19 protein-coding genes are annotated in these 20,658 nt (G+C 60.6%); 3 read left to right on the top strand and 16 right to left on the bottom strand.

Annotated features, from left to right (window positions below; genetic code table 11):
• Positions 1-60: 60 nt before the first annotated feature.
• Positions 61-1,476 carry a helix-turn-helix transcriptional regulator gene (locus MWL89_RS05300; protein WP_244412021.1) on the bottom strand — a complete coding sequence of 472 codons (1,416 nt, stop codon included), beginning with the start codon at positions 1,474-1,476 and terminating at the stop codon, positions 61-63.
• 218 nt (positions 1,477-1,694) lie between these two features.
• On the opposite strand from MWL89_RS05300, the gene MWL89_RS05295 reads away from it, so the two are divergent.
• Complete coding sequence (locus MWL89_RS05295; protein ID WP_244412020.1) at positions 1,695-3,467, top strand: FAD-dependent oxidoreductase; 1,773 nt, start codon at positions 1,695-1,697, stop codon at positions 3,465-3,467.
• Between the two features lie 197 nt (positions 3,468-3,664).
• Here the strand turns inward: MWL89_RS05295 and MWL89_RS05290 are convergent, their stop codons facing one another.
• Both MWL89_RS05290 and MWL89_RS05285 read right to left on the bottom strand, forming a co-directional pair.
• Complete coding sequence (locus MWL89_RS05290; protein ID WP_244412019.1) at positions 3,665-4,027, bottom strand: hypothetical protein; 363 nt, start codon at positions 4,025-4,027, stop codon at positions 3,665-3,667.
• 56 nt (positions 4,028-4,083) lie between these two features.
• On the bottom strand, positions 4,084-5,886 hold the full coding sequence (locus MWL89_RS05285) for an FAD-dependent oxidoreductase (protein ID WP_244412018.1): 1,803 nt from the start codon (positions 5,884-5,886) through the stop codon (positions 4,084-4,086).
• 192 nt (positions 5,887-6,078) lie between these two features.
• Between MWL89_RS05285 and MWL89_RS05280 the strand changes: the two genes are divergently transcribed.
• Positions 6,079-7,017 carry a LysR family transcriptional regulator gene (locus MWL89_RS05280; RefSeq protein WP_244412017.1) on the top strand — a complete coding sequence of 313 codons (939 nt, stop codon included), beginning with the start codon at positions 6,079-6,081 and terminating at the stop codon, positions 7,015-7,017.
• 172 nt (positions 7,018-7,189) lie between these two features.
• Here the strand turns inward: MWL89_RS05280 and moaC are convergent, their stop codons facing one another.
• The 12 genes from moaC to MWL89_RS05220 all read right to left on the bottom strand — a co-directional run bounded on the left by moaC (position 7,190) and on the right by MWL89_RS05220 (position 17,795).
• Positions 7,190-7,690 (bottom strand): cyclic pyranopterin monophosphate synthase MoaC, encoded by a 501-nt coding sequence (gene moaC, locus MWL89_RS05275; protein WP_102378676.1) that lies wholly within the window; start codon positions 7,688-7,690, stop codon positions 7,190-7,192.
• 3 nt (positions 7,691-7,693) lie between these two features.
• Positions 7,694-8,695, bottom strand: coding sequence for a GTP 3',8-cyclase MoaA (gene moaA, locus MWL89_RS05270; RefSeq protein WP_244412016.1), 1,002 nt, complete (start codon positions 8,693-8,695; stop codon positions 7,694-7,696).
• A 168-nt stretch (positions 8,696-8,863) separates the two neighbouring features.
• On the bottom strand, positions 8,864-9,976 hold the full coding sequence (locus MWL89_RS05265; protein ID WP_102378678.1) for a sulfate/molybdate ABC transporter ATP-binding protein: 1,113 nt from the start codon (positions 9,974-9,976) through the stop codon (positions 8,864-8,866).
• On the bottom strand, positions 9,973-11,391 hold the full coding sequence (gene modB / locus MWL89_RS05260; RefSeq protein WP_244412015.1) for a molybdate ABC transporter permease subunit: 1,419 nt from the start codon (positions 11,389-11,391) through the stop codon (positions 9,973-9,975). Before modB ends, MWL89_RS05265 begins: the two co-directional genes overlap by 4 nt.
• Positions 11,392-11,517: 126 nt before the next feature.
• Positions 11,518-12,429 carry a molybdate ABC transporter substrate-binding protein gene (locus MWL89_RS05255; RefSeq protein ID WP_244412014.1) on the bottom strand — a complete coding sequence of 304 codons (912 nt, stop codon included), beginning with the start codon at positions 12,427-12,429 and terminating at the stop codon, positions 11,518-11,520.
• A gap of 462 nt (positions 12,430-12,891) precedes the next feature.
• Positions 12,892-13,176, bottom strand: coding sequence for a hypothetical protein (locus MWL89_RS05250; protein WP_102378681.1), 285 nt, complete (start codon positions 13,174-13,176; stop codon positions 12,892-12,894).
• Between the two features lie 64 nt (positions 13,177-13,240).
• Positions 13,241-13,759, bottom strand: a complete 519-nt coding sequence (locus tag MWL89_RS05245) for an FKBP-type peptidyl-prolyl cis-trans isomerase (RefSeq protein WP_102378682.1) — start codon at positions 13,757-13,759, stop codon at positions 13,241-13,243.
• Between the two features lies 1 nt (position 13,760).
• Positions 13,761-14,114 carry a hypothetical protein gene (locus MWL89_RS05240; protein WP_102378683.1) on the bottom strand — a complete coding sequence of 118 codons (354 nt, stop codon included), beginning with the start codon at positions 14,112-14,114 and terminating at the stop codon, positions 13,761-13,763.
• A 192-nt stretch (positions 14,115-14,306) separates the two neighbouring features.
• Complete coding sequence (locus MWL89_RS05235) at positions 14,307-14,576, bottom strand: hypothetical protein (protein ID WP_102378684.1); 270 nt, start codon at positions 14,574-14,576, stop codon at positions 14,307-14,309.
• A gap of 89 nt (positions 14,577-14,665) precedes the next feature.
• Positions 14,666-15,025 carry an oxidoreductase gene (locus tag MWL89_RS05230; protein ID WP_102378685.1) on the bottom strand — a complete coding sequence of 120 codons (360 nt, stop codon included), beginning with the start codon at positions 15,023-15,025 and terminating at the stop codon, positions 14,666-14,668.
• A 20-nt stretch (positions 15,026-15,045) separates the two neighbouring features.
• Positions 15,046-17,358 (bottom strand): molybdopterin-dependent oxidoreductase, encoded by a 2,313-nt coding sequence (locus MWL89_RS05225; protein ID WP_102378686.1) that lies wholly within the window; start codon positions 17,356-17,358, stop codon positions 15,046-15,048.
• Positions 17,359-17,525: 167 nt separating this feature from the next.
• Complete coding sequence (locus MWL89_RS05220) at positions 17,526-17,795, bottom strand: hypothetical protein (protein WP_244412013.1); 270 nt, start codon at positions 17,793-17,795, stop codon at positions 17,526-17,528.
• A 346-nt stretch (positions 17,796-18,141) separates the two neighbouring features.
• Between MWL89_RS05220 and MWL89_RS05215 the strand changes: the two genes are divergently transcribed.
• Positions 18,142-18,732 carry a hypothetical protein gene (locus MWL89_RS05215; RefSeq protein ID WP_244412012.1) on the top strand — a complete coding sequence of 197 codons (591 nt, stop codon included), beginning with the start codon at positions 18,142-18,144 and terminating at the stop codon, positions 18,730-18,732.
• A gap of 96 nt (positions 18,733-18,828) precedes the next feature.
• Here the strand turns inward: MWL89_RS05215 and MWL89_RS05210 are convergent, their stop codons facing one another.
• A complete protein-coding gene (locus tag MWL89_RS05210) occupies positions 18,829-20,520 on the bottom strand; it encodes an MFS transporter (RefSeq protein WP_102378689.1) in 1,692 nt (563 codons plus the stop codon).
• Positions 20,521-20,658 lie beyond the last annotated feature (138 nt).

Genomic DNA, 20,658 nt, shown 5'->3' with positions numbered 1-20,658 from the left:
TATAAGGCGCAGGTAAAACCTTCGAAAGATCGGTATCGCACCAGATCGAAGCAGGTCCCGCTATCCCTGCAGAATCACATCGATCATGCCCTGGCGATCGTATACGCCGAGCTTGCGGTAAATGGCGCCCACATGATGGCGAGCCGTACTTTCCGCGATGCAGAGCTCTTTGCATATGTAGGGAACGTTTCGTCCGCTCGCTAGCAGCATGAGCACCTCGGCTTCCCGTGCGGTCAGCCCGCAGCGCTCCGCCATCACCGCGCAATGCTCCTCGAGATCGCGGTTCTGACGTATTGCAGGCTGGGGCTGGTAGAACCGCTGCAGTTCGCTTTGGGAAAAAACGAGCGTCCCCACCAATATGACCAGTACGGCAAGCGCGATCAAGAGATGCAGCTGACTGTCGGGCGAGACAAGCCCGACCCCCGCGGCGAGGTCGACGGCAGCCAAGCCGGCAATCGTAGCCAAGCGCAATACGAGGATAGAGCACGAGAAGAAAAGGGCAACCGGTCGTTTCGCCCGAAATGCAAGGTCGGCCGAAACGAGCATGATGAGAATATCGAGGCAGTAGCCTCCGACGATGACGAGCCCGTTGCCGAAATAACCGTAGGCGATCGGCAGGACTGCAAACAGGATCAACCCTATCGAGAGAGCCGGAACGATGGGGCGAAACATCGCAATCGGCGCCGCGGCCGACCGCTCGAATGCAATATGCGCAGCAAGCGCGATGAAGCACGCACCCGCTACGAGCAGGTCGGGGCGACCTTCTGCGATATGCGGAGCAGCCATGCTGGCGTAGAACGATTGGGCGATGCCGTAGGCGAGGCCAGCTACCACAACGGCGCCCATAGCCTTTACAACAAGCGGCCTGTCGACGGCGAAGACGGCAGCCGACGGAGCGCGCCGCGTCTCGTCGCGGGACGAATACAGGATAGCGCACGAAGCGAGAGGAAGCAGACACACCGCAGCAGCCGTCACGATCTCGGGCAAAAGCTGGACCCCGAAGAACAAAACGAACGCGAACGCGTACGATGAGAACAGGTACTGGCTCACGCGATCGGTGGCCAGTGTAGCCCAAAGCTCACCCCACATAACCAAAAGCAAGGCATTGCCGAATGCCGCGATCATCAAGAAAGCGAGTAGCAAGCCGGTGAACGCGTCGTGGCCCGGAAGCGCGCGCATGACCAAGCAGACTCCCGTACCAACCGTGCACAGAAGCGCCGCAACCCCGAACATGCGCCCCCGCTCGATGAACGAACCGACGCGCGGAGCGATGATCGCCGCAATCGCAAATCCAATCGAGGTAAACAGCAGCGTCCACACGCTCGGCCTGACGCCGAGAAACGAGAGATCGGGCGGCACGACGATCGTCGTGCAGAGCACGAGCATCCACCAAGCCTGCCAAAACCCGATACCGAGCAGTCGAAACGAAAACGGGGAATCCCCGGTCTCGGTTTTCTCTGCACTGCCGACTCCCATGAAACTCCCCTCGTTTACCCATCGGCACAGCATACTACATGCGGGCGATTCTTCCCCGTCTCACGTATAGCAGGAAACCTCCTATTTTTGACGAAAACGGAAAACGGCAGGTTTCATACGGTGCGCTCTGCATCCTCCCGAAGATACCGTGGCATTGCGGCCAGAAGGGAGCCGCGGAAGGTGCGCCGCACCTTCGCATCACCGTCAAAGGAGGATTCATGCCAAAGAAGAACACGCTGTCGAGGCGTTCGTTTATCGGTTTGGGCGCAACCGCCGCCATCGCCGCCGGAGCCGCAGGGCTCGCGGGATGCTCACCCGCCCCCACAGGTTCGGGCGACAAGGCGAGCGCAGCAGGCGATGCCGCCGCGGAACAGTCGGAAGCCATCGGATTCGGCGGCGGTGGCGGCAATACCACCATGGGCTACGGCCGCATCCAGAACCCCTCGTTCATGACGGCACCGCAGGCGCTTTCCGAAAGCGACGCGACCGAGGTGCAAGAAGCCGAAGTCATCGTGCTCGGCGCAGGCAACGCGGGCTGCGCAGCGGCGGCATCGTGCGCCGATCACAACCTGTCGACCATCGTGCTCGAAAAGCTGCCCACCGTCCAGGGTCGCGGAGGCGGTATCGGGCTTTGCAACACCAAATTCACGAAATCCTACGGTGAATCCATCGGCCAAGACCTTACCGTCAACATCCCCGAAGCCCAGCACCTGTGGGTTCGCAGCTGCGGAAGCCGCGTGAACGAAGCACTCGTATCGCTGTGGTTCAACAAATCCGGCGAAGCGGGAGACTGGCTCATCGACAAGGCCGCCGAGTACGGTGTCGAACCCGACTCTTTCCGCGCCTATGCGCCGAAGGCCATCATTCCCGAATCGTTCTCCTACCACCAGTTCCACAAAACCGATGCCACGCCCGAATGGCCGGCCGAGTGCAGCTACTTCCAGGCTACCAACGTGCTCTACGTCGACTCCCAGGATGCCAGCAAGCACGACAAACCCGCAACCTACCGGTTCGAGACGACCGCAACTCAGCTTCTGAAAGAAGGCGACAAGGTCACGGGCGTGTTCGCAACCGATAAGGACGGAAACGTGCTGCTCTTCAAGGCGAGCAAGGGCGTCGTCATCGCTACGGGCGGCATCCACGACGATCCCGAGATGGTCGACTACTACTGCGAGGAGAACGTGCACCATGTGCTCGAATGCCAAAACACCCCAGTAGGCTACTCGACCGGCGACGGCATCAAGATGGGGCTGTGGGCCGGCGGCACCGTGCAGGACGGCCCCTTCCCCCTCATGCTCCATCCACAAGCCGGCCTGCAGTTCCACGGCGCGTTCATGTTCCTTAACATGGAAGGCGAGCGCTTCATGAACGAAGCCACCTGGGTGCAGGGCAAGTCGATGAACGTCATGCATCAGACCGACGACATCGCCTGGTCGATCTTCGACGCCGATTTCGGCGAGCAGAACGTGAAGACGCTCGAGTTCTCCGGTGGCGGCGGCATGTTCTGGGACACCATGGGCGGCGATGTGGGAGCTCCGTTCGTTGCGCAGGACTACATCGACTTCGTGAACACAGGGCTCGAAGCCGATGACGGCAAGGTGTTCAAAGCCGACACCCTCGACGAGCTGGCCGAGCTGACGGGCATCCCCGCCGACAAGCTCAAGGCCTCGGTTGCCCGCTACAACGAGATCGCAGCGGCCGGCTCCGACGACGATTTCCACAAGCAGCAGGAATACCTCTTCCCCGTCGAGAAAGCGCCGTTCTATGCGGCGAAAGTCGGTGTGGCGCTGCTCGCAATCGTCGGTGGCCTCAAGATCAACACCGACATGCAGGTGCTCGACGCGAACAGGCAGCCGATCGAGGGACTGTACGCCACCGGCAACGCCTCGGGCGACATCTACGCAGTGGACTACCCCATCAACATGGCAGGCAACTCGAACGGCCGCGCCCTCACGTGGGGGTACTTGCTCGGAGACATTCTGTCGAAGTAGCGCGCAAACGTGTACGGGGCCGAGTCCCTCCCTCGGCCCCGTACACGCCCCGCAATGCGAGAGCTCCGTTTGAGGATCGCAGGGGATCCGCCGCCCAATCGCCAAAGGCGAAACCGCGCCGAACACAGGAAGAGCCGCATTGGGGGAATGCGGCTCTTCCTGTGTTTCAGACCAGAACAAGTATAGGACTTAGTCTATTAATTGACAAGAACTTTTTTATCGACCACGTGCGAACCTCTTGCGAAAAGATGCGGAAGCGCGACGCACAGGATAAACCACACTTTGAGACGCGCTGCGGATGGGCGCAGGATGACGAAAGCAACGACTTCTTGGCGAAGGGTTTCCTGAATCGCAAGGCCCCGAGCGCTGTCCCGATCGCCCACGATCATTCCCTCGAACGCCACCCTGAACGCTGTCCCGGATGACAACCCGAGCGCCTCCGTGCGGCGGGCGGCAGTACGGCCCAACCGAAAAGCAAGGTGCACCTTATATTTCAAAAAGGGATTTATCGACAGGGAAGCCAACGGCAGTTGCGGGTTTCGGCATATCCTTGCCTGCACCGCACCTCATACCGACTGGAGCCGCCGTCAGACGGCTCCAGTTTCGCTCCGCAAACCTACGCGTCGACCTTGCCGTCCTCCCCCATGATGCCGCCCGCGACCATATAGCCGCCGACGAACGCGAGCCCCAGATCGGCGTACATGCCCGTGAGGGGCTTGCCGGAGGGGTTGCCCTCGCCCGACGAACCGCCTGCCGTGTGCCAGCCCGCATACAGGCCGGGGATGACCTGTCCCGAGGTGTTCACAACCTGCATCGAGGGGGTCACGCGCAGCCCCGTCTTCGAACCGAACACATGGCCGCCGAGCTTCGCCCCGTAGAACGGAGGCTCGTCGATGGCGATCATCCACTCGGGCGGGTACTTGTACGACGCCGCATAGTCCTCGCCCGCCGCGCACGCCTTGTTCCACTGCGCAACGGCATCCGCGAGCACGCCGCCCTCGAGCCCGAGCGCTTCCTCGAGCTCTTCGATCGTATCGCACTTCGCGATGGCTCCCGCATCGACCATCTGTTGGAATCCGGTGTGCCAATCGCGCAGCCATTCGGGCACGCGGTCGATGTACGGATCGTCGTCGGCAACGATCTTCGCCTTGCGGCAGATGATCTGTCCGAAGAAGTTATCGGTTACCAGCTGGTCGAACTTTGAATCGAAACAGCAGTAGGTCTTGCCGCCCGGCTGGTTCATCTCGATGGCGGCCGTATCGCAGAGTCCCGCCGAGGAGGGAGCGGCATCGGTGGAGTACGGGTAGCTCGTTGCCGACGTGGAGATGAAGGGCACGCGCTGTCCATCGCGGTTGATGCGCAACCACGGCTGGCGAAGCGCCTGGTTGCCGTCTTTGTTGATATGCGAATCCATCATGGTGTCGAACTCGCTGTAGTCGCGCCACCATACACCGCCGTCAAAAGCGCCGGTGGAATCGTAGCCCGAAAGATCGGCTCCGACACCCTGCCCCATGCGGATACACTCGCCCGTGCCGTTCGGCGGCGTAGCGATGTTGGCGATGCCGTGCAAGCACGTCGCCGCATGCTTCGCCATCATGGCGCGGTTCATCTCCATGCCGCCCGCCGTAAGCACGACGGCACGGTCGGCGCGAATGAACTTCTCCTCTTTCTGTTCGGTCACCTTCACCCCGAGCACCGCCGTGCCGTCGAAAACAAGCGTGTCGACCGTGCACCCCGTGCGGATCTCGACGCCCGCCCCGACCGCCGTTTTCTCGAGCTCCTGAAAAGGTATGAGGTTCACGTTGATGCCGTTGGTTGGCGTCGACATGCCCTCCCACTCGAGCAGCCCTGCGCCTGCGGGCGACGGGTTCATGGGCACCCATTTCGCGCCGGCCTTCTCGTTCATCCAATCGATGCACTTCGGCCCCTCGGTTGCCATCGCCCGCAAAAGATCGGGATCTCCCGTCATCTGCTGGCAATCCATAAAGTACTCGACGATGTTGTCGACGTCGTAGGGATACGACGGATAGGCCCACTGGAGATCCTCGGCCTGGCGATGGCCGCCGATGTTCGAGAATACCGACGAGTGCTTCGAATTGCCGCCCGTCTCTTCGCTTCGCTCGAGCATGAGCACCCGATAGCCCGCCTGCGCAAGGCGGATCGACGCGTTCATGCCGCCCGCCCCCGAACCGACTACCACCACCTGAGCCTCCTCGTCCCACGACGAAGGCGGCTCCGCCGGCTCGATAGGTGCAGCGGCGGCCTCGAACGCCGCACGCTCGGACGAATCGCCCGCCTCGGCGTTTTTGTTACCCGACACCTTGTCGGCAGCGGGCGCACAGCCTGCTATGCCGGCAAGCGCGCCCGCGCCGCCGAGCAGCGCCGCACCTTTCAGAAAGCTTCTGCGATCAAGTTCCATGACAATCCCCTTCCTCCTTGGGTTCGGCCATCCAACCGAACACCGATTGCACTGCCATTTTCAGCTGAGGACCGCCCGAAACCGTGGAGACCTTTTTATCGGGAAGACGAAAAACCGAACACGATACCAAAAGAACGTACAATGCTGTAAAATAAACTTTACAACTCGCTCATCGTTGTATGGGAGGCATCGATGGATACGCGTCATGTTGAGGAGTTCCTCGTTTTCGCCGCAGAGCTCAATTACTCGACGGCTGCAAAACGCCTGTTTATCACTCGCCCCACGCTTTCCGAGCACATCAGGGAACTCGAGGACGAACTCGGATGCGAGCTTGTGGGCAAGCAGCAGGGAAAGGCCATGCTCACGCCCGCCGGGAAGCGGTTCGTGCAAACGGGGACGCACCTGATCGAATCGGTTCAAGCGATCATCGGGGAATATCGCGCCATCGCCGATAATCTCCTCACCGTCACGATCGCGCAGACCAACCTGCCATGGCTCGAATCGATCCTCTACAAGGCACGGCGGGCCGTCCAGGAGAAGCACCCGGGAAAGCAGATCGAGATCGTCACCGCCAGCGGACCGTGCAGCACGACCGACGCGCTCGCCGAGCAGCAAAACGACATCGTCGTAGCGGGGTGCAAGAGCTACGTGGCCAGCCCGAAACGGCAGATGCTCGCAGAGGGCATGCAGGGGTTCAAGGTGCGTACCGAGGAGATCAAGCTCCTCATGACCAGAGGAAACCCCCTCTTCGAAGCGTCGTCGATCAACGCCGCCGATCTCGACGGCGCCACCATCATGCTACCGCCCGACATCTATCACGGTTACCTGCGAGATGGCGTCGCCGACCGATTCGCCGCATGCGGGGCGCGCATCGCGCTGCAGACAATGAGCTTCGCCGACCATTTCGAGTACTTTTCCTACGATTTCCAGGAGATGTTCGGTATCGTGCCGACCACGCTCGTTCCGCGGTTCGGCATCGACGCACGGGAGGAATGCCGCGCTTTTTCGCTCGACGACCTGCCGCTCGAAACCGATTTCTACGCCGTGTACACCGACGGGTTCGCCGCATCCGAAAACGGAAGGCTGTTCGTCGAGGAGATGCAGCGAATCGCATCGGAGGAGCAAGGCTGACCTTGCGCGGCCGGCGTCAAAGCGCTCCGCTTCGCTAGCCGCGATCTCGGCTAGCGATCCGTTCGTAGCGCGTGGGGGCCGACGTCGAACGCACTATGAACATTGTCGGCCGAAAAACACGGAATTGCCCCGAAAACCGTGTTTTTCGGCCGACAATTTGCGTGCATCGAGATCAGCCGCGCTCCCAAAGGCCCGATTTGCCGCCGTCTTTCTTAAGAAGGCGCACGTCCATGATCTCCATTCCGCGATCGACCGCCTTGCACATATCGTAAATGGTCAGACACGCAACGCTCGAAGCGGTGAGCGCCTCCATCTCGATGCCCGTTTTACCGGTTACACCGCAGGTAGCGAGCACGTGAATGCCCACATTGCCATCTTCGCGCTCGCCCGCGAACACCGGCTCCAGATCGACTTTTGCTTTCGTGATGTTGAGCGGATGGCACATGGGAATGAGCGCGGAGGTCTGCTTCGCCGCCATGACGCCGGCTACCCGGGCGCAGGCGAGCACGTCGCCCTTTGCCGCCTTGCCCTCGACGATCAGATCGAGCGTCGAGGAGTTCATGGCGATGAAGCCCTCAGCCACGGCGATGCGCTCGGTGTCGGCTTTCTGCGACACGTCGACCATGCGCACCTCGCCCTTCTCGTCGATATGCGTGAGATTCTGATCGGTCATGCTCTAGCCTCCTATTTGGGACATACCGCGTTCGGTACCCACTTTGTCGTGATGGTCGTCGGGCTTTGCGCCGAGCGCTTCGGCAAACACCGCCTTTGCGGCCTCCGTGTCGTTCGCACGCAAGGCATCCCGCAGGTCGAATTCGACGTCCGAGAACAGACAGGGGCGCAGTTTCCCGTCGGCGGTCAGACGCAGCCTGTTGCACTCGGAGCAAAAATGACGTGAAAGCGGCGAAATGAACCCGACCGTTCCCAATGCGCCCTCGAACGTATAGTACCGCGCCGGCCCCCAGCCCTCGGGGCGGGCGCCGCCGGCCGGAATGAGCGCGCCGAGCCCCTCGGCCTGCGCGCGCTCGTCGATGATCTCGATAAGCTCCTCGGACGGCACGACGTCTTCTTTACCCCAACCGCAGCCCGACGATCCCGAGCTCTCGCCCACGGGCATGTACTCGATGAACCGCACGTGAAGCGGGTTTTCGATCGAGAGCTTGGCAAACGCAAGGTAATCCTGGTTGAGGCTGCGAACGGTGACCGCGTTGATCTTCACCGGATCGAACCCGACATCGAGCGCGGCCCGGATTCCCGCAAGCGCGTCCTCGAGCTTGCCGCGCCTCGTGATCATGGAGAACTGCGCGGGATCGAGCGTGTCGAGCGAGATGTTGACGCGCGAAAGGCCGGCTTCCTTGAGCTCGTCGGCCATCCGCGGCAGCAGTACGCCGTTGGTGGTCATGGCGATATGCTCGATGCCGGGCGTGTTCTTGATCGACCTGATGAGATCCACCACGCCCTTGCGCACAAGCGGTTCACCGCCGGTAAGGCGCACGCGCGTGATGCCCATCGTGGCGGCGACGCGCACGGCCTCCTCGATTTCTTCGATGCGCAGAATGTCCTCATGCGACATCTGCTCCACGCCTTCGTCGGGCATGCAGTATATGCAGCGCAGGTTGCACCGGTCGGTCAACGAGATGCGCAGATAATCGATAGTACGGCCATGCGAGTCTTTCATGCCGATCGCCTCTCTTCTCAGTTGAGGATATTATAGCAATCCCCATGCGCAATCAGGGGCATAACAGCAAAACAGATCGGCTTTTTGTCATGTTTCGTACCGTTTCGCCCTGTTTCGCCTCAGCGCGGACCGGTTTTGCCCGGCATAGAGCCCGCTCGCCCGGCGCAGCTACCTGCTTGCCAGGTAGAGCCTGTCCTTGGGTATGCGGATGAGCAGCTCGTCGCCCTCCTCGGGCAGCTTCCCGGGCGCGACCGACAGCTTGTTCACCCGCCAGAACACATGCTGATGCAGGTACTTCATATCGTCCTCGTCGGCCGACACGATCGGAGCCTCCGCCTCGTTGCGCTCGAGAAACCCCAGCAGCACCGTACGGTCGAAGCGCGAGTCGCTCACCCGGTCCGCCCTCACCCGAAACACGTTCTCCCCCGGCTCTTCGACGCGCTCCAAGAAGAACGCGCGTACGCCGAGGCATTTCACATCCCTCGGCACGGGTTGCTCCGTTGAAAGCGAGATGCCCCATTTGGGCAGATGGACGCGGTGATCGTCCATGTATTCGGCCGGCGTTGCGTTCTTGCAGCCCGAAAGCTTGATACCCGCCTGGCTCTGGGGTCGGTTCACGAGATCGTCACCCGTGCCCTCTTCCACGATGCGGCCGTCCTCCACCACCGCGATGCGGTCGCAGAACCGCAGCGCCTCGTCGATGTCGTGGCTCACGTAGAGGATCGTGCCGTCGTAGGCGTCGAACAGGCTCACGAGGTTCTGCTCGAGCACCCCTTTGAGGTGGGCGTCGAGGGCCGAGAACGGCTCGTCGAGCATGAGGATGCCCGGCTTCGCCGCAAGCATGCGCGCAAGGGCTACGCGCTGCTGCTGCCCGCCCGAAAGCTGCGCAGGATAGCGTTTCTCGAAGCCCTGGAGTCCGAAGCGTTTGAGCTCGCTTTGCACGACGGCGTCGCGGTCGGCCTTCGCCACATCCTTTCCGATGCCCGCCGCCACGTTCTCCGCCACCGTGAGGTTCGGAAACAGCATATAGCTCTGGAACAGAAGCGCGGTCTTGCGCTGCTGGGGCGTCAGGTTGATCCTGGCCTCGGAGTCGAAGAACACCCGGCCGTTCACTACGATGCGGCCCTCATCGGGCTTCTCGATGCCCGCGATGCAGCGCATGGTGAGGCTTTTGCCGCACCCCGATGCGCCGAGGAATCCGAGCGTCTCGTCTTCGGCAGCGAAGGCCGCATCGAGCTCGAAGCCCGAAAACCGCTTCTTGATGGAAACTTCGAGGCTCATTCGGAGGCCCCCTTACGGTATCTGGTCGTACGCCTGCTCCACAGATTGATGAACAGGATCACGATGAAGCTGAATACGAGAATGACCCCCGTCCAGAACAGGGCCACGTCCATATTGCCGCTCATCCACTCGAAGTAGATGGCGATGGGAATGGTTCGCGTAATGCCGACGTAGTTGCCGGCCAGAAACAGCGTTGCCCCGAACTCGCCGAGCGCGCGGGCGAACGCGAGCACGGTTCCCGCCGCGATCGAGCTCCACGACAAAGGAAGCATGAGCTTGAAGAATATCTTCGCGTTCGACCAGCCGAGCGTACGCGCCGCATCGAGCATGTTCGGATCGAGGCCCTCGAAGGCGCCGCGCGCGCTGCGGTACATGAGCGGAAACGCCACCACCACGGCAGCGATAACCGTTGCCTGCCAGCTGAAGATGAGCGGGAAGCCGATATCGATGAACCACTGGCCGAGCGCGGTGTTGCGCCCGAGCAGCAAAAGCAACAGAAAGCCGCATACCGTCGGCGGCAGCACCATCGGGATCGTAAAGACGGTGTCGAAGATATCCTGTGCGCGCTTCGAGATGCGCAGGGTGAAGTAGGCCGCAGCCAAGCCCAACACGAAGATGAACACGATGGCGGTACCGGTGGTTTTGAGCGTAACCCACAACGGCGACATGTCGATGCCGCCCAAGAACTCGGTAAACGCTGCGAATCCCGTAGAAGCGGCCACGATATCGACCGCATCGGGTTCGACGATCTTCAGAAAGTCCACGTGGGTGGGACGCGTAAGGCCCTCGACCGCGGTCGAGACCACGTCGCTGCCGTCTTCCCCGATGGCGCACACGTAGTATTTCCCCTCGCCCGCTTCGACGGCGAAGCTGTACCGGATGCCCTCGACCGTCTCGGTCGGTTCGCTCGTAAAGTACCACGGCACCGTATCGTCCATAACGATGCCGCCCGTCAGCGATACCTCGTCGAGCGCAAGGAAGTACCGCTTGAGCGTCTCCTGCGAACCTGCATCGCCCGCATCGCACAGCGCATGCGCCGAGGGCGGCACGTAGACGAGCACATAGCTCTCGGTGGCGACGGCGACGGCGTAGTCGGCCGTCGAGCCCTGGTAGTAGCTGTATCCGAGGTACTGCCCGTCGAGCTCGCGGTTCGAACCCTTCTGCGCTCGGCTGAAATCGTCGACGGCGAACGTAGCTCCCTCGATCAGGGCAGCTTCGCCTTCGGCCGAAACGACGACGTCGTCGACGACGACCGTCGATTCGTCCGGAGATGAGCTGTCCGCCTTATCAGACGAGGGATCTGCGCTTTCGGGGGAATCGTCCAGGGAGGCGTCTTCGGCAAAGGCAAGACCCGGACATGCCGCAGCGAATACCAGCACAAAAGCCATCGCAAGGGCGCTTATGCGTTTTCCCATCCTATGTTCCATTCTCGCGTTCCCATCGTCAGGCAAGCCTCGCGTACGAACGGGAGGATGGAAAGCTCGGCCTTCCATCCTCCCGTCGAAAGCGCGGCGCGCTTAATCATACCGTGAAACGGCGGCTTACGCAGCCAACTCGAAGCCCCATTCCTGCCAGATCTTGATGGCGTCCTCGTTGGTGAAGGCCCAATCGAGGAATTCTTTGGCGGCATCGGAGTTCGTAGACTCGGCGCAGATGGCGGCCGGGTAGATGATGTTCTTGTGCGTATCGGCCGGAACGGTTCCGACGATCTTCACGCCGCCGAAGCGGTACACGTCCGAGCTGTAGACCATCGCGAGGTCAACGTCGCCCGAATTGGCGTACGAGCACACGTTGCCGACGCTCGAGCCCTCGGTCACCATGCCAGCGAGCGGGGTGCCCTCGAACGTGCCGCCCTTGCCCGCGGAATCGGCGCCGGTCTTGCCGTCGGGATCGATCCAGCATGCGGGATCGGTGGTCGACAGCGACTGCTTGGCGTAGTTGCCGGCCGGAACGTTGTCGTCGCCGACGGAGATCTTGTAGTCGCCCGTTGCGATGTCGGCAAGCGTGATGTCCTTAAGATCCGAACTCTCGCCCGTCACGATGACGAGCTCGTTGGTGAACATGTCGAAACGGGTCGCCTTGTCGACGTAGCCCTCGTCGACGGCGGTGTCCATCGTGCCCTTGGACGCTGTAATGAGGATGTCGGCGTACGAACCCGCGCCGAGCATCTCGTTCAAGGTGCCCGAAGCCTCGTACTGGGTGTCGGCGAACGTCACCCAATCATGGTCCTTCATGTAGAGGTCCTGCACTTCCTCCATCGCCTTCGACAGCGAGTTCGCGGCGAAGATCTGGAGCTCGACGGCCTCCTGGGTCGGCTCGGGCTCCTGGGCCTGCGTGTTCCCTTCCTGCTTAGGCTCCTCTGCGGGCGCAGAGGAGCAGCCGGCCAATGCGAACGCCCCCACGAGCGCAAACGAGAGGACGGCGGTAAGCAAAATGCGTACGTGTTTCTTCATGCGTTCCCTTCCTTGTTTCCCTTAGTTCATAGGTCGGTTTTCGTCCCGACGCTGCCCAATATTATCCTTTATTAAGTATATAGTCAACGACAATTCGTCTGTTTTATGCATAATGAACTCAATCGAAAAGGCGGCTAAGCGCCGGCCGTTCGCGCCGTCCACCGGGCAGCCGACGCGATTACCTTTGTCAAGAATCGCTCCATATGGATGATCTTCCGCAGAGCACCTAAACCATCCCCAATGATGCATGGTTCTGAACTGAGATTACCGGAAGCCCGCCTCTAGGCCATTTCCTCGGTGTGGGAAATCCTGGCAAGAATTTGTCCATACGAACCGACTCCGGCGCACATGTGCGAGCATGCATGGAAAAGCCGTCGTCCGACACGGCAAGAAAGAGAGGGCGCATACGACGCGAAGCGCGCTCGAAGCCGCAGGGCGTCGCAGCAGCATGTCAGCGTAAAACTACAGCGGCTTCGACACCCGCACGTTGCAGGGTTGCGACTCGCCGCCGGGTTGCTCGGTTCTGCCCTTGCGGCACGGGTTGTAGCAAATCTCGCCGCAGATCGTGCACGTTACGGACTCGGGCGTGGCGAGCTCAGTCAGATCGAACCCGCATTTGGTGCAGGGGTTCGACGCAGCCATATGCTCGAGGTCGACTGCGTTGAACGCGCCGCATTCCGGACACTTGACCGGGCGTTTGCGCGGCGGGCGGCAGCCACCGCATATCGGGTTGCATGACCAGCACATGGCATTCACCTTTCACGGTTCGTTCGGGCGTGCGGAGGAAGGCGTTCGGATGCCGAAAGCGCGCTTAGCGGAAGTCGTCTCCCTGGTCGCCGCCCAGAAGCTTCGACTGCTCCTTCAAGTGCGCCGCCTTCTCCGCCGCCGAGACGAAATTCTCGGGAGCATCTTCGATCTCAAGCAGCTCGACCTCGAATATAAGGTCCTTCCCCGCGAGCGGATGGTTAAGATCGAACGTAACCATGCCGCCTTCGATTCCCAGCACGGTTGCGGGCGTAGGAGCTCCGTCCTCGGCGCTCGAGAGCCAGATCCGTTTTCCAACGGTCACGTTGTCGACGGGAATCTGCTCGAGCGGGATCTTCGTCGTATGGCCTTCGAGGTACTCGCCGTACGCCTCGTACTCGCCGACCGTAAAGGTCTTCTTCTCGCCGACCTCGTTCATTTCAAGCACGGCCTTCTCGAAGCCGTCTATGGCCGCATCCATGCCGGTTTGGAACCTCATGGGCTCGTCTTGCGTGGCGAAACCGAATACGGTACCGTCATCGAGCTTGCCCGTATAGGTAAGCGTTACCGTTGATCCGATTTCCATGTTATGCCCCTCGCTTCAGTTCCGCATCCTGCCAAGGCGCCCCCGCAGGATTGAGCTTGCGCCGGCGAGAAAGCTCGTCAGCGAACATAATGCAATAGCGCAGTCCCTTGAGCGTAACGTACAAACACGCAATCTCGTGGCTGCCTCCGTGGTTGAACACATCGTAGGTCAGGTACTTCCGTTCAAGCAACGGCTCGTACACGGGATTCCCCTTCAATTTCTCGAGCAAAAGGTTCACCGATTCCCGACCCAGCTCATCCTGTTTCAAAGATATGTTGTACAGAATGTTTTCCTGCTCAGGCGTCAAACGGCCCATTTCCTCGATCTCGGCTTTGATGATGTCCTCGGTTCCCATAAGCGTCTGCCTCCTTGTGCGATTCGGTATCCACGTTTCCCATGGTTGTCTCGTTGCCAATACGGTGCCGGTAAGGCTTTCTCGCCAGTAAAGCGTTGCCGGCACCGCAGTGCTCACCATTTTGAAAGAGGACTCACTTCGAGCAACAAGCGAGTCCTCTTTGTACCTCTGTGCAAACGTATCGCCTAAAGCTTAGCTCACCGGCTTGATGTCTTTGAAGCTGCCGCCGAGGCCAAGCTCGCCGGCGCCTTCGTTACCCGTTCGCTTCGTCGAGGTGTAGCCGCCCCAAGCGCGGGCGATGTACTTGTCCTTCACAAAGAAGATCTGGGCCTTCATGAGGTCGGATTTTTCAACTCCGCAAGCGGCCATGGCCTCTTCCTGGCTCTTGCCCTCAGCTAGAAGAGCGTTGAGCTTTTCAGCCGCCTCGGGAGCGTCGAGCTCCAAAAACTCGTCTCGGGTCATAGTGCCCTCCTTGTCAGTCTCTCAACTCGGACGCCATGGTCATCAACCTCGTCGACCGATGACCACGGCATCCGTCTCTTACAGAAAACCTACAGTTGGAACAGAACCATCGGGCGATCGAACTCCGCCATCTTAGCCTGCATGTCTTCCAGGGTACCGTAGTACATGGACGCGGACTCTTCTACCTGGACAGCCAAGGGGCGCTGGCCGGCTTTATCGCCGCCCGTTCCCCAGTGCTCGGAGAAGATGGACGTCGGGCACGGAAGGTAGAACCATTCCCATGCGTCGCCGTCGTTGCCCTCGCCCTTCTTGAAGGGGCCGATCTCGACTTCCTTGATACCGAACTGGTCGATCGGGAGTCCGAGTTCTTCTTTGCAGGCGATCTCTGCGGCATGGTTGCCGGAGAAGTAGGTGTAATCGACGAGCAAAGCGTATTTCTGATCTGCCATTTTATGCCACTTCCTTTCAGTTAGTCCTGGTCGAGACTACGGACGCGGCGCATGCTGCACATAACGCCCTTGTACGGAGCACCGAAGCCAAGCTTACCGACGTTGAAGTGGGGCACGAGGCTGTTGAAGTTAGACTTCCACACGCCGAACAGGTTGGGCTCTTCGCCGTCCTGCTCAGGGAACCACCAGCCGTGAGCGCAATTCAGGATGCCGGGCTTGATGACCGGGGTGATCTCGGCCTTGAAGCGAGCTTCGCCGAACATGTTGGCCACCTCGCACCAGTCGCCATCGGTGATGCCGTATTCCGCAGCGGTCTCGGGATTCATCTGAACCCACGGCCACGGATCGATCTGGCGCAGCGAAGGCACGTGACGATGCTCGGAATGGAACGAGCTGTAGCGGCGAGAACCCGAGGTGGAGAACAGCGGGTACTGGGCAGCGAGATCAGGTTGGCTGATCTGGCTGTAGTTCGGCTCCTCGTAGTACGGCAGCGGATCTTCGCCCCAGGACTCGTACAGGATCGAGTAGGCTTCGATCTGGCCGGTGATGGTGTTGAAGCCGGGCTCGCCGTCGAAGCGCAGCAGGCCCTTCTCGTACTTCTCGTACTCGAAACCATGGGCGCCGGGCTGATAGAGGCCGGCTTCCCTGAACGAGTTCCAGTCGTAGCCGATTTCCTTGAGCTGATCGCTGTAGAAATCTTCGACCGCAACCGCGAGGGCGTCGAGGTCGAGCGACTTGCCGTCGGCAGGCTTGTACCAGGGCCACCACGAGGGGTTGAGGCGCTGACCGAACATGAGGCAGATCTCGACGTCGGACTTGCATTCGCCCACCGAAAGCGCCTTGTTCATGGGGCCCATGAACACGGTGTTGCGGCCGTAGTGCGTGAGTACGATGCCGTTGTGCTCCGCCCACGTTGCCATCGGCAGGAAGTAATCGCCCACCGCCATGGCCGTCGGGGTCATGGTGAGGTCCTGGACAACGACGAACTCGAGCTTCTGGAGAGCTTTGTGCCAACGCTTCGGCTGAGCCGAGCAGGTGGGGGTCAGGAAGTTCGAGCTGTTGAACCAACCCATCTTGAGCGCGTAGGGCTCGTCGGTTTCCATGGTGTTGAGCGTCTCGTCGGGCTGGGTGGTCGCCATACCCGTGGAAAGGCCCGGCCATGCAGCGGCGCCGATGCGCTTTGCCCACACGTCGTCTTCCATGGCACCGCGCTGCTCCATACGCCACTTGCCGAGAAGAGCCGACGGAGGTCCGAGGGTGAGGCCGCCCGGCCGGTCGATGGATCCGGAGAGGGCTGCGAGGATGATCATGGCCTGCGAAAGCTGCACGCCGTTCTTGTTCTGGTCGAATGCGAGACCCCATGCCCAGCCTATCGGGCGCTCGGTGCCTACGATGTGGGCAACGCGCTTGATGTCCTCGACCGGAACGTCGGTGATCTCGGATACCTTCTCGACCGGGTATTCGGCCGCGCGGGCCTTCATCTCGTCGAGGCCGTATATCCACTTCTCGGCGAATTCTTTGTCGTATTCGCCGCTCTCGAACATGAGGTTCATGATGCCGAGCGCAAGGGCGGTGTCGGTCTGCGGGCGAACCTGCAGGTTGATGTTGCCGTCGTGCGCGCCGACCCACGTGATGCGGGGGTCGATGGAGATGATCTTGGTGCCGAGCTTCATCAGGTCGACGAGGCAGTGGCCGAAGAAGCCGTCGCCGTTGGAGGGCAGGGGCTCTTTACCCCATACCACGATCCACTTGGGAACGGTGTAGGCCGGGTCGTTGTAGCTGCCCGGAAGATGACCGGCATAGTCGAGCTCGGGATACCCCGCGCCCAGCACGTAGTCGGCGATCGAGCAGCGCGGTCCGTAGCAAGACCAACCGGACTGCGTGTAGCAGCAGTTGGGCGACTGCAGAACAGAGAACGTAAGCGCGTAATAGAAGATGCACGCCTCACGGCCGGTGCCGCCGAAGACGACGATGGACTCGGGGCCGTAGGTGTCCTTGAAGTACTGCACCTTCTCACAGATGGTGTCGAGTGCCTCGTCCCACGTGGTTTCGATCCATTTGTCCTTGCCGCGATCCTCGTAAGCACGCTTCATCGGGTGGATGATGCGCTCCGGAGCGTAGGTGTACTCGCGCAGGGCGAGGTTCATCGCATTGACGCGACCGGTGGTAATCGGGTTGTCGTCGTCACCCTCGACACGGATGAGCTCCCCGTCTTTGGTCACGACCTTGACTCCGTATCCGACAGGATGGCTTCCCGGAGGCGACCACGTATTGCTGCGGGTTACGACCGTTCCATCCTCCATCACGGTTTGCCATTGTTTACCGTATGCCATGTTTTCCTTCCTTCTTTCTTTGGTTCACTCAATAAAACCTTAGAAACGTCTCGCACACACTGTGAGCGATATCCGATCCTCCCGGATCGCGGCACCACCTCCTTGCGCTATCCCCTGATCAACGGCTGAGCAAACGCTGCATGCCGTTTGACTGCGAGACACCTGCCTTACGGCGTCGGCGGCTTCGGTGCGCCGGGTGCTTTCGGTGCGCCGGGTGCCGCAGGGGCTCCGGGCGCTTTCGGTGCGCCGGGAGCCCCGGGTGCGCTCGGCGCCGCGTTCGGCAGCGGTTTCGTACCATCGAGGTACGGCGTGAAATCGCATTTGCAGAAGGGGCAGCTCTTAAGCGTGACGCCACCCATCGACTGGATGGTCTTGCCGCATTCGGGGCACTTGTTCACGCCGGAGCCGGCGCTTGCATCTGCTGGTCTGAAGCACATAGAAAACCTCTCTCTCGCTTGCTCGGTCGCATGCAGCCGCACAGGGCGGCGGCCTGAGACCTTCGATGTTGTCGCTCGCCCGCACGATTGCGTTTAGGGAAGCGGGCGGGTTAAAAAGAAGCTGGCGATTCACAGCTTACGGACCGCACGGGTTGCCGCATCGAATCACGAGGACGTTTTTATCGCCCGATCCATCGGCCCCATGGGTTGATTTTCCTCGACCTTTGAGGTTGGTGTCTTTCGTCGTGCCTGGTAGATCGTTAATTCACATAAGCGCTTGCCCTGCCGTTGCGAGCCCGATGCGCTATAATCCCGCCAACGTCAAACCGCATTCTCAGGGGGTTCGGTGAAGAACAACAAAGCGTATATGCCCGTTGACGCACTTGCACGTCACAATGATTTCGACGTGTGGTACGCCGATGGCGATTTATTCTTAAGGATCAAAGGGGCATGGCAGAGCGAGCACGATAGCGTGTCCGTTTTCGGACGCATGGGCGGCGAGATGGGCGCGATAAAGCCCGACGCCAAGGCGCTTACGTACTATCTGAAGCTGGAGCGCTGGGAGTACGTCTTTCATACGCGCCGCATATTCCAAGACTACTACGTGAACGGGATGCGCTGGCAGATCGGCGGCACGCTCAGCGAGCCGCCGCTTTTTTTCATAAACGAGGACAACCAGGAAAAAGACGTGCATGTACGCGTTGTCCCATTCAAGGGCCACGGCGATTGCTTCGAAATACGGGCAAAAGACGTGGCAAAGCTGCGCATAGCCGTCGCGACCGTGATCGCAATGGGCATCAAGGAAGAATACCGAGGCCTGAGCGAGGGCGTCGAAGATCCGAGAGCGTCCAAGCTCGCGAAAGCGAAACGATGGCTTACCGCAGGCAAGGGGAAAACCTACGAGCAGCTGCTTGCCGAAGACGCTGTCCGACCATAAACCGTCGTTCCCGATCGCGCCAACCGAGCCGCGCGCAGAAGAGCCCCCGATCGTCGGGGGCTCTTCTGCGCTTGCGTGCGGCTTAAGGCGCGAATGCTATGCGCGCAGTTTCTTGTTCTTAGCGAGCTGCTTTCCGCCGAAGACGAAAAAGTACGCGAACGGCAACAGCAGGCCGATTGCCATCAGAGGCAATGCATAGGGCTGCTTCGACCAATTGTCGACGACGAGCGGACAGACGATGCACAGCACCGCCAGGATGGCCACGATGACGAGCATCGCGATAAACCGTACGTTTCCATCGCTCTCGGAAGCGCCGAGCTTCTCTTCCTCGGCTGCAAGCTGATCCATCGATTTGCCGGCCGTCTCCGTTACGAACAGCACCGTGCAGACGAAGCCGAGCGCGAACGGGATGATGAGCACGAGCACGACGGTGCTCCAGTTGGTCGTGCCTGCCGCCGTCTGGAAGAACGCCATGCCCGCGATGCCGCCGAGCACGATCGACGAGGCAGAGCCGCCGAAACGGGCGAACGCCTGACACCACGACGTGCCGGTGTTGCGGATAGCCGTCGGATAGCTTTCGGGCATGAGCGGCTGAACGGCCGTGATGGCGTAGTTCAGCGCGAAGCCGAACAGCAGCATGAGCGCGATGCAGAGCATCATGTTGTTCGGGGCGACGAAGATGGAGCACAGGATGATGGCCACGATGCAGAACAGCCACGAGAACGCGAGGTTGCGCTTGCGGCCCACTTTGTCAGACACGAAGCCGACCACGATGTTCGATGCGATAGCCGCCACGTTATTCCAGGTCTGGAGAGCAACGCTGTCCGTCGCCGAGTAGCCGAGGCCCACGAACCACGTGGGAATCCAGGCGTTCATACCGTATACGCAGAACTGCCCGACGAAGTACGCGGCCCAGATGGCACATGTCGCTACGATGAACTTGCTTGAGAACAGAACCGCCGGACCGGTCTTTGCGGGCTTGGGCGGCACGATGAGCAGGTTGGGATCGTAGGTATGCGAAGTGTGGCGCGTGGCTTGCTCGATCTGCGTGAGACGCTCGCACGCCTTTGCCTTGTTACCGGAGTTGGCGTACCAGTGGGGCGTTTCGTGCATCGTGAAGATGAGGACGATGCCGTAGATGAGCGGAATGCCGCCGATCAGGTAGCACAGACGCCAGTTCGCGAACATGGTTGCCGTGCCGCCGTCTGCGGTCATGTAGGTAACCTGATTCGTGAACTCGCCGAGCAGCGGCGTCGTAGCGTTGCAGATGGGGTTCGCGATAAGCCCCGCGAGCACCCAGCCGACGACCATGAACGCCATGCCGAACGTCACGAACACGCCGCGCTGCTTGGAGGGCATGCTTTCGGAAAACACCGTCGTTACCACGGGGATGCACGAGCCGACGCCGAATCCGGCGATCAGACGGAATGCGGCGAAGAACGCAAGGTCGTTCGCGAACGCCTGCGGCAGCGTGAACAAGCCGTAGAACATAACGGCCGCGATGAGCGTCTTTTTGCGGCCGAGCTTGTCAGACATGATGCCGCCCACGGCACCGCCGATAACCATACCGAGCAGGCCCCACGTGGTGAGCGAACCCATGAGAGCGCCGGGGTTCGCGTTGTCGGGCCAAAACGTGTGGGCCACGAACAGGTTGGTCGAGTTGACGATCATGAAATCGTATCCGTCGAAAATCATAGCGAACGCCAGAAGCACGAAGACGATCCATGTGTGTGAGCTGATGCCAATAGAGTCAATGACCTCGGAGATCGTAAACTCTTTTTTATCCATCAGTTCCTCCCCTCAATGTGAATTCGTTATGGTGAGCGCTTGCCGCCAAACGGGCAAGGGCCTCCCTTCGGTTTGAAATCCCTATTAAGCGCAATGGCAAGACCGAGTCCCGCGCACGGTAACGGGAAATTACGGACG

Source organism: Raoultibacter timonensis, from assembly GCF_022845715.1.
GTDB lineage: Bacteria > Actinomycetota > Coriobacteriia > Coriobacteriales > Eggerthellaceae > Raoultibacter > Raoultibacter timonensis.
The sequence above is the reverse complement of the archived record's forward strand: the minus strand, read 5'-3'. Positions and strand labels throughout refer to the sequence as shown.

Excerpts from the sequence above, each read along its gene's own strand:
- MWL89_RS05245 (WP_102378682.1), bottom strand. The coding sequence starts at position 13,759 with ATGGAAATCGGATCAACGGTAACGCTTACCTATACGGGCAAGCTCGAT.
- MWL89_RS05220 (WP_244412013.1), bottom strand. The coding sequence starts at position 17,795 with ATGTGCTTCAGACCAGCAGATGCAAGCGCCGGCTCCGGCGTGAACAAG.
- moaC (WP_102378676.1), bottom strand. The coding sequence starts at position 7,690 with ATGACCGATCAGAATCTCACGCATATCGACGAGAAGGGCGAGGTGCGC.
- MWL89_RS05230 (WP_102378685.1), bottom strand. The coding sequence starts at position 15,025 with ATGGCAGATCAGAAATACGCTTTGCTCGTCGATTACACCTACTTCTCC.
- MWL89_RS05285 (WP_244412018.1), bottom strand. The coding sequence starts at position 5,886 with ATGGAACTTGATCGCAGAAGCTTTCTGAAAGGTGCGGCGCTGCTCGGC.
- MWL89_RS05295 (WP_244412020.1), top strand. The coding sequence starts at position 1,695 with ATGCCAAAGAAGAACACGCTGTCGAGGCGTTCGTTTATCGGTTTGGGC.
- MWL89_RS05225 (WP_102378686.1), bottom strand. The coding sequence starts at position 17,358 with ATGGCATACGGTAAACAATGGCAAACCGTGATGGAGGATGGAACGGTC.
- MWL89_RS05250 (WP_102378681.1), bottom strand. The coding sequence starts at position 13,176 with ATGTGCTGGTCATGCAACCCGATATGCGGTGGCTGCCGCCCGCCGCGC.
- MWL89_RS05300 (WP_244412021.1), bottom strand. The coding sequence starts at position 1,476 with ATGGGAGTCGGCAGTGCAGAGAAAACCGAGACCGGGGATTCCCCGTTT.
- MWL89_RS05255 (WP_244412014.1), bottom strand. The coding sequence starts at position 12,429 with ATGAAGAAACACGTACGCATTTTGCTTACCGCCGTCCTCTCGTTTGCG.
- MWL89_RS05210 (WP_102378689.1), bottom strand. The coding sequence starts at position 20,520 with ATGGATAAAAAAGAGTTTACGATCTCCGAGGTCATTGACTCTATTGGC.
- MWL89_RS05240 (WP_102378683.1), bottom strand. The coding sequence starts at position 14,114 with ATGGGAACCGAGGACATCATCAAAGCCGAGATCGAGGAAATGGGCCGT.
- MWL89_RS05235 (WP_102378684.1), bottom strand. The coding sequence starts at position 14,576 with ATGACCCGAGACGAGTTTTTGGAGCTCGACGCTCCCGAGGCGGCTGAA.
- MWL89_RS05265 (WP_102378678.1), bottom strand. The coding sequence starts at position 9,976 with ATGAGCCTCGAAGTTTCCATCAAGAAGCGGTTTTCGGGCTTCGAGCTC.
- modB (WP_244412015.1), bottom strand. The coding sequence starts at position 11,391 with ATGGGAAAACGCATAAGCGCCCTTGCGATGGCTTTTGTGCTGGTATTC.
- moaA (WP_244412016.1), bottom strand. The coding sequence starts at position 8,695 with ATGAAAGACTCGCATGGCCGTACTATCGATTATCTGCGCATCTCGTTG.
- MWL89_RS05280 (WP_244412017.1), top strand. The coding sequence starts at position 6,079 with ATGGATACGCGTCATGTTGAGGAGTTCCTCGTTTTCGCCGCAGAGCTC.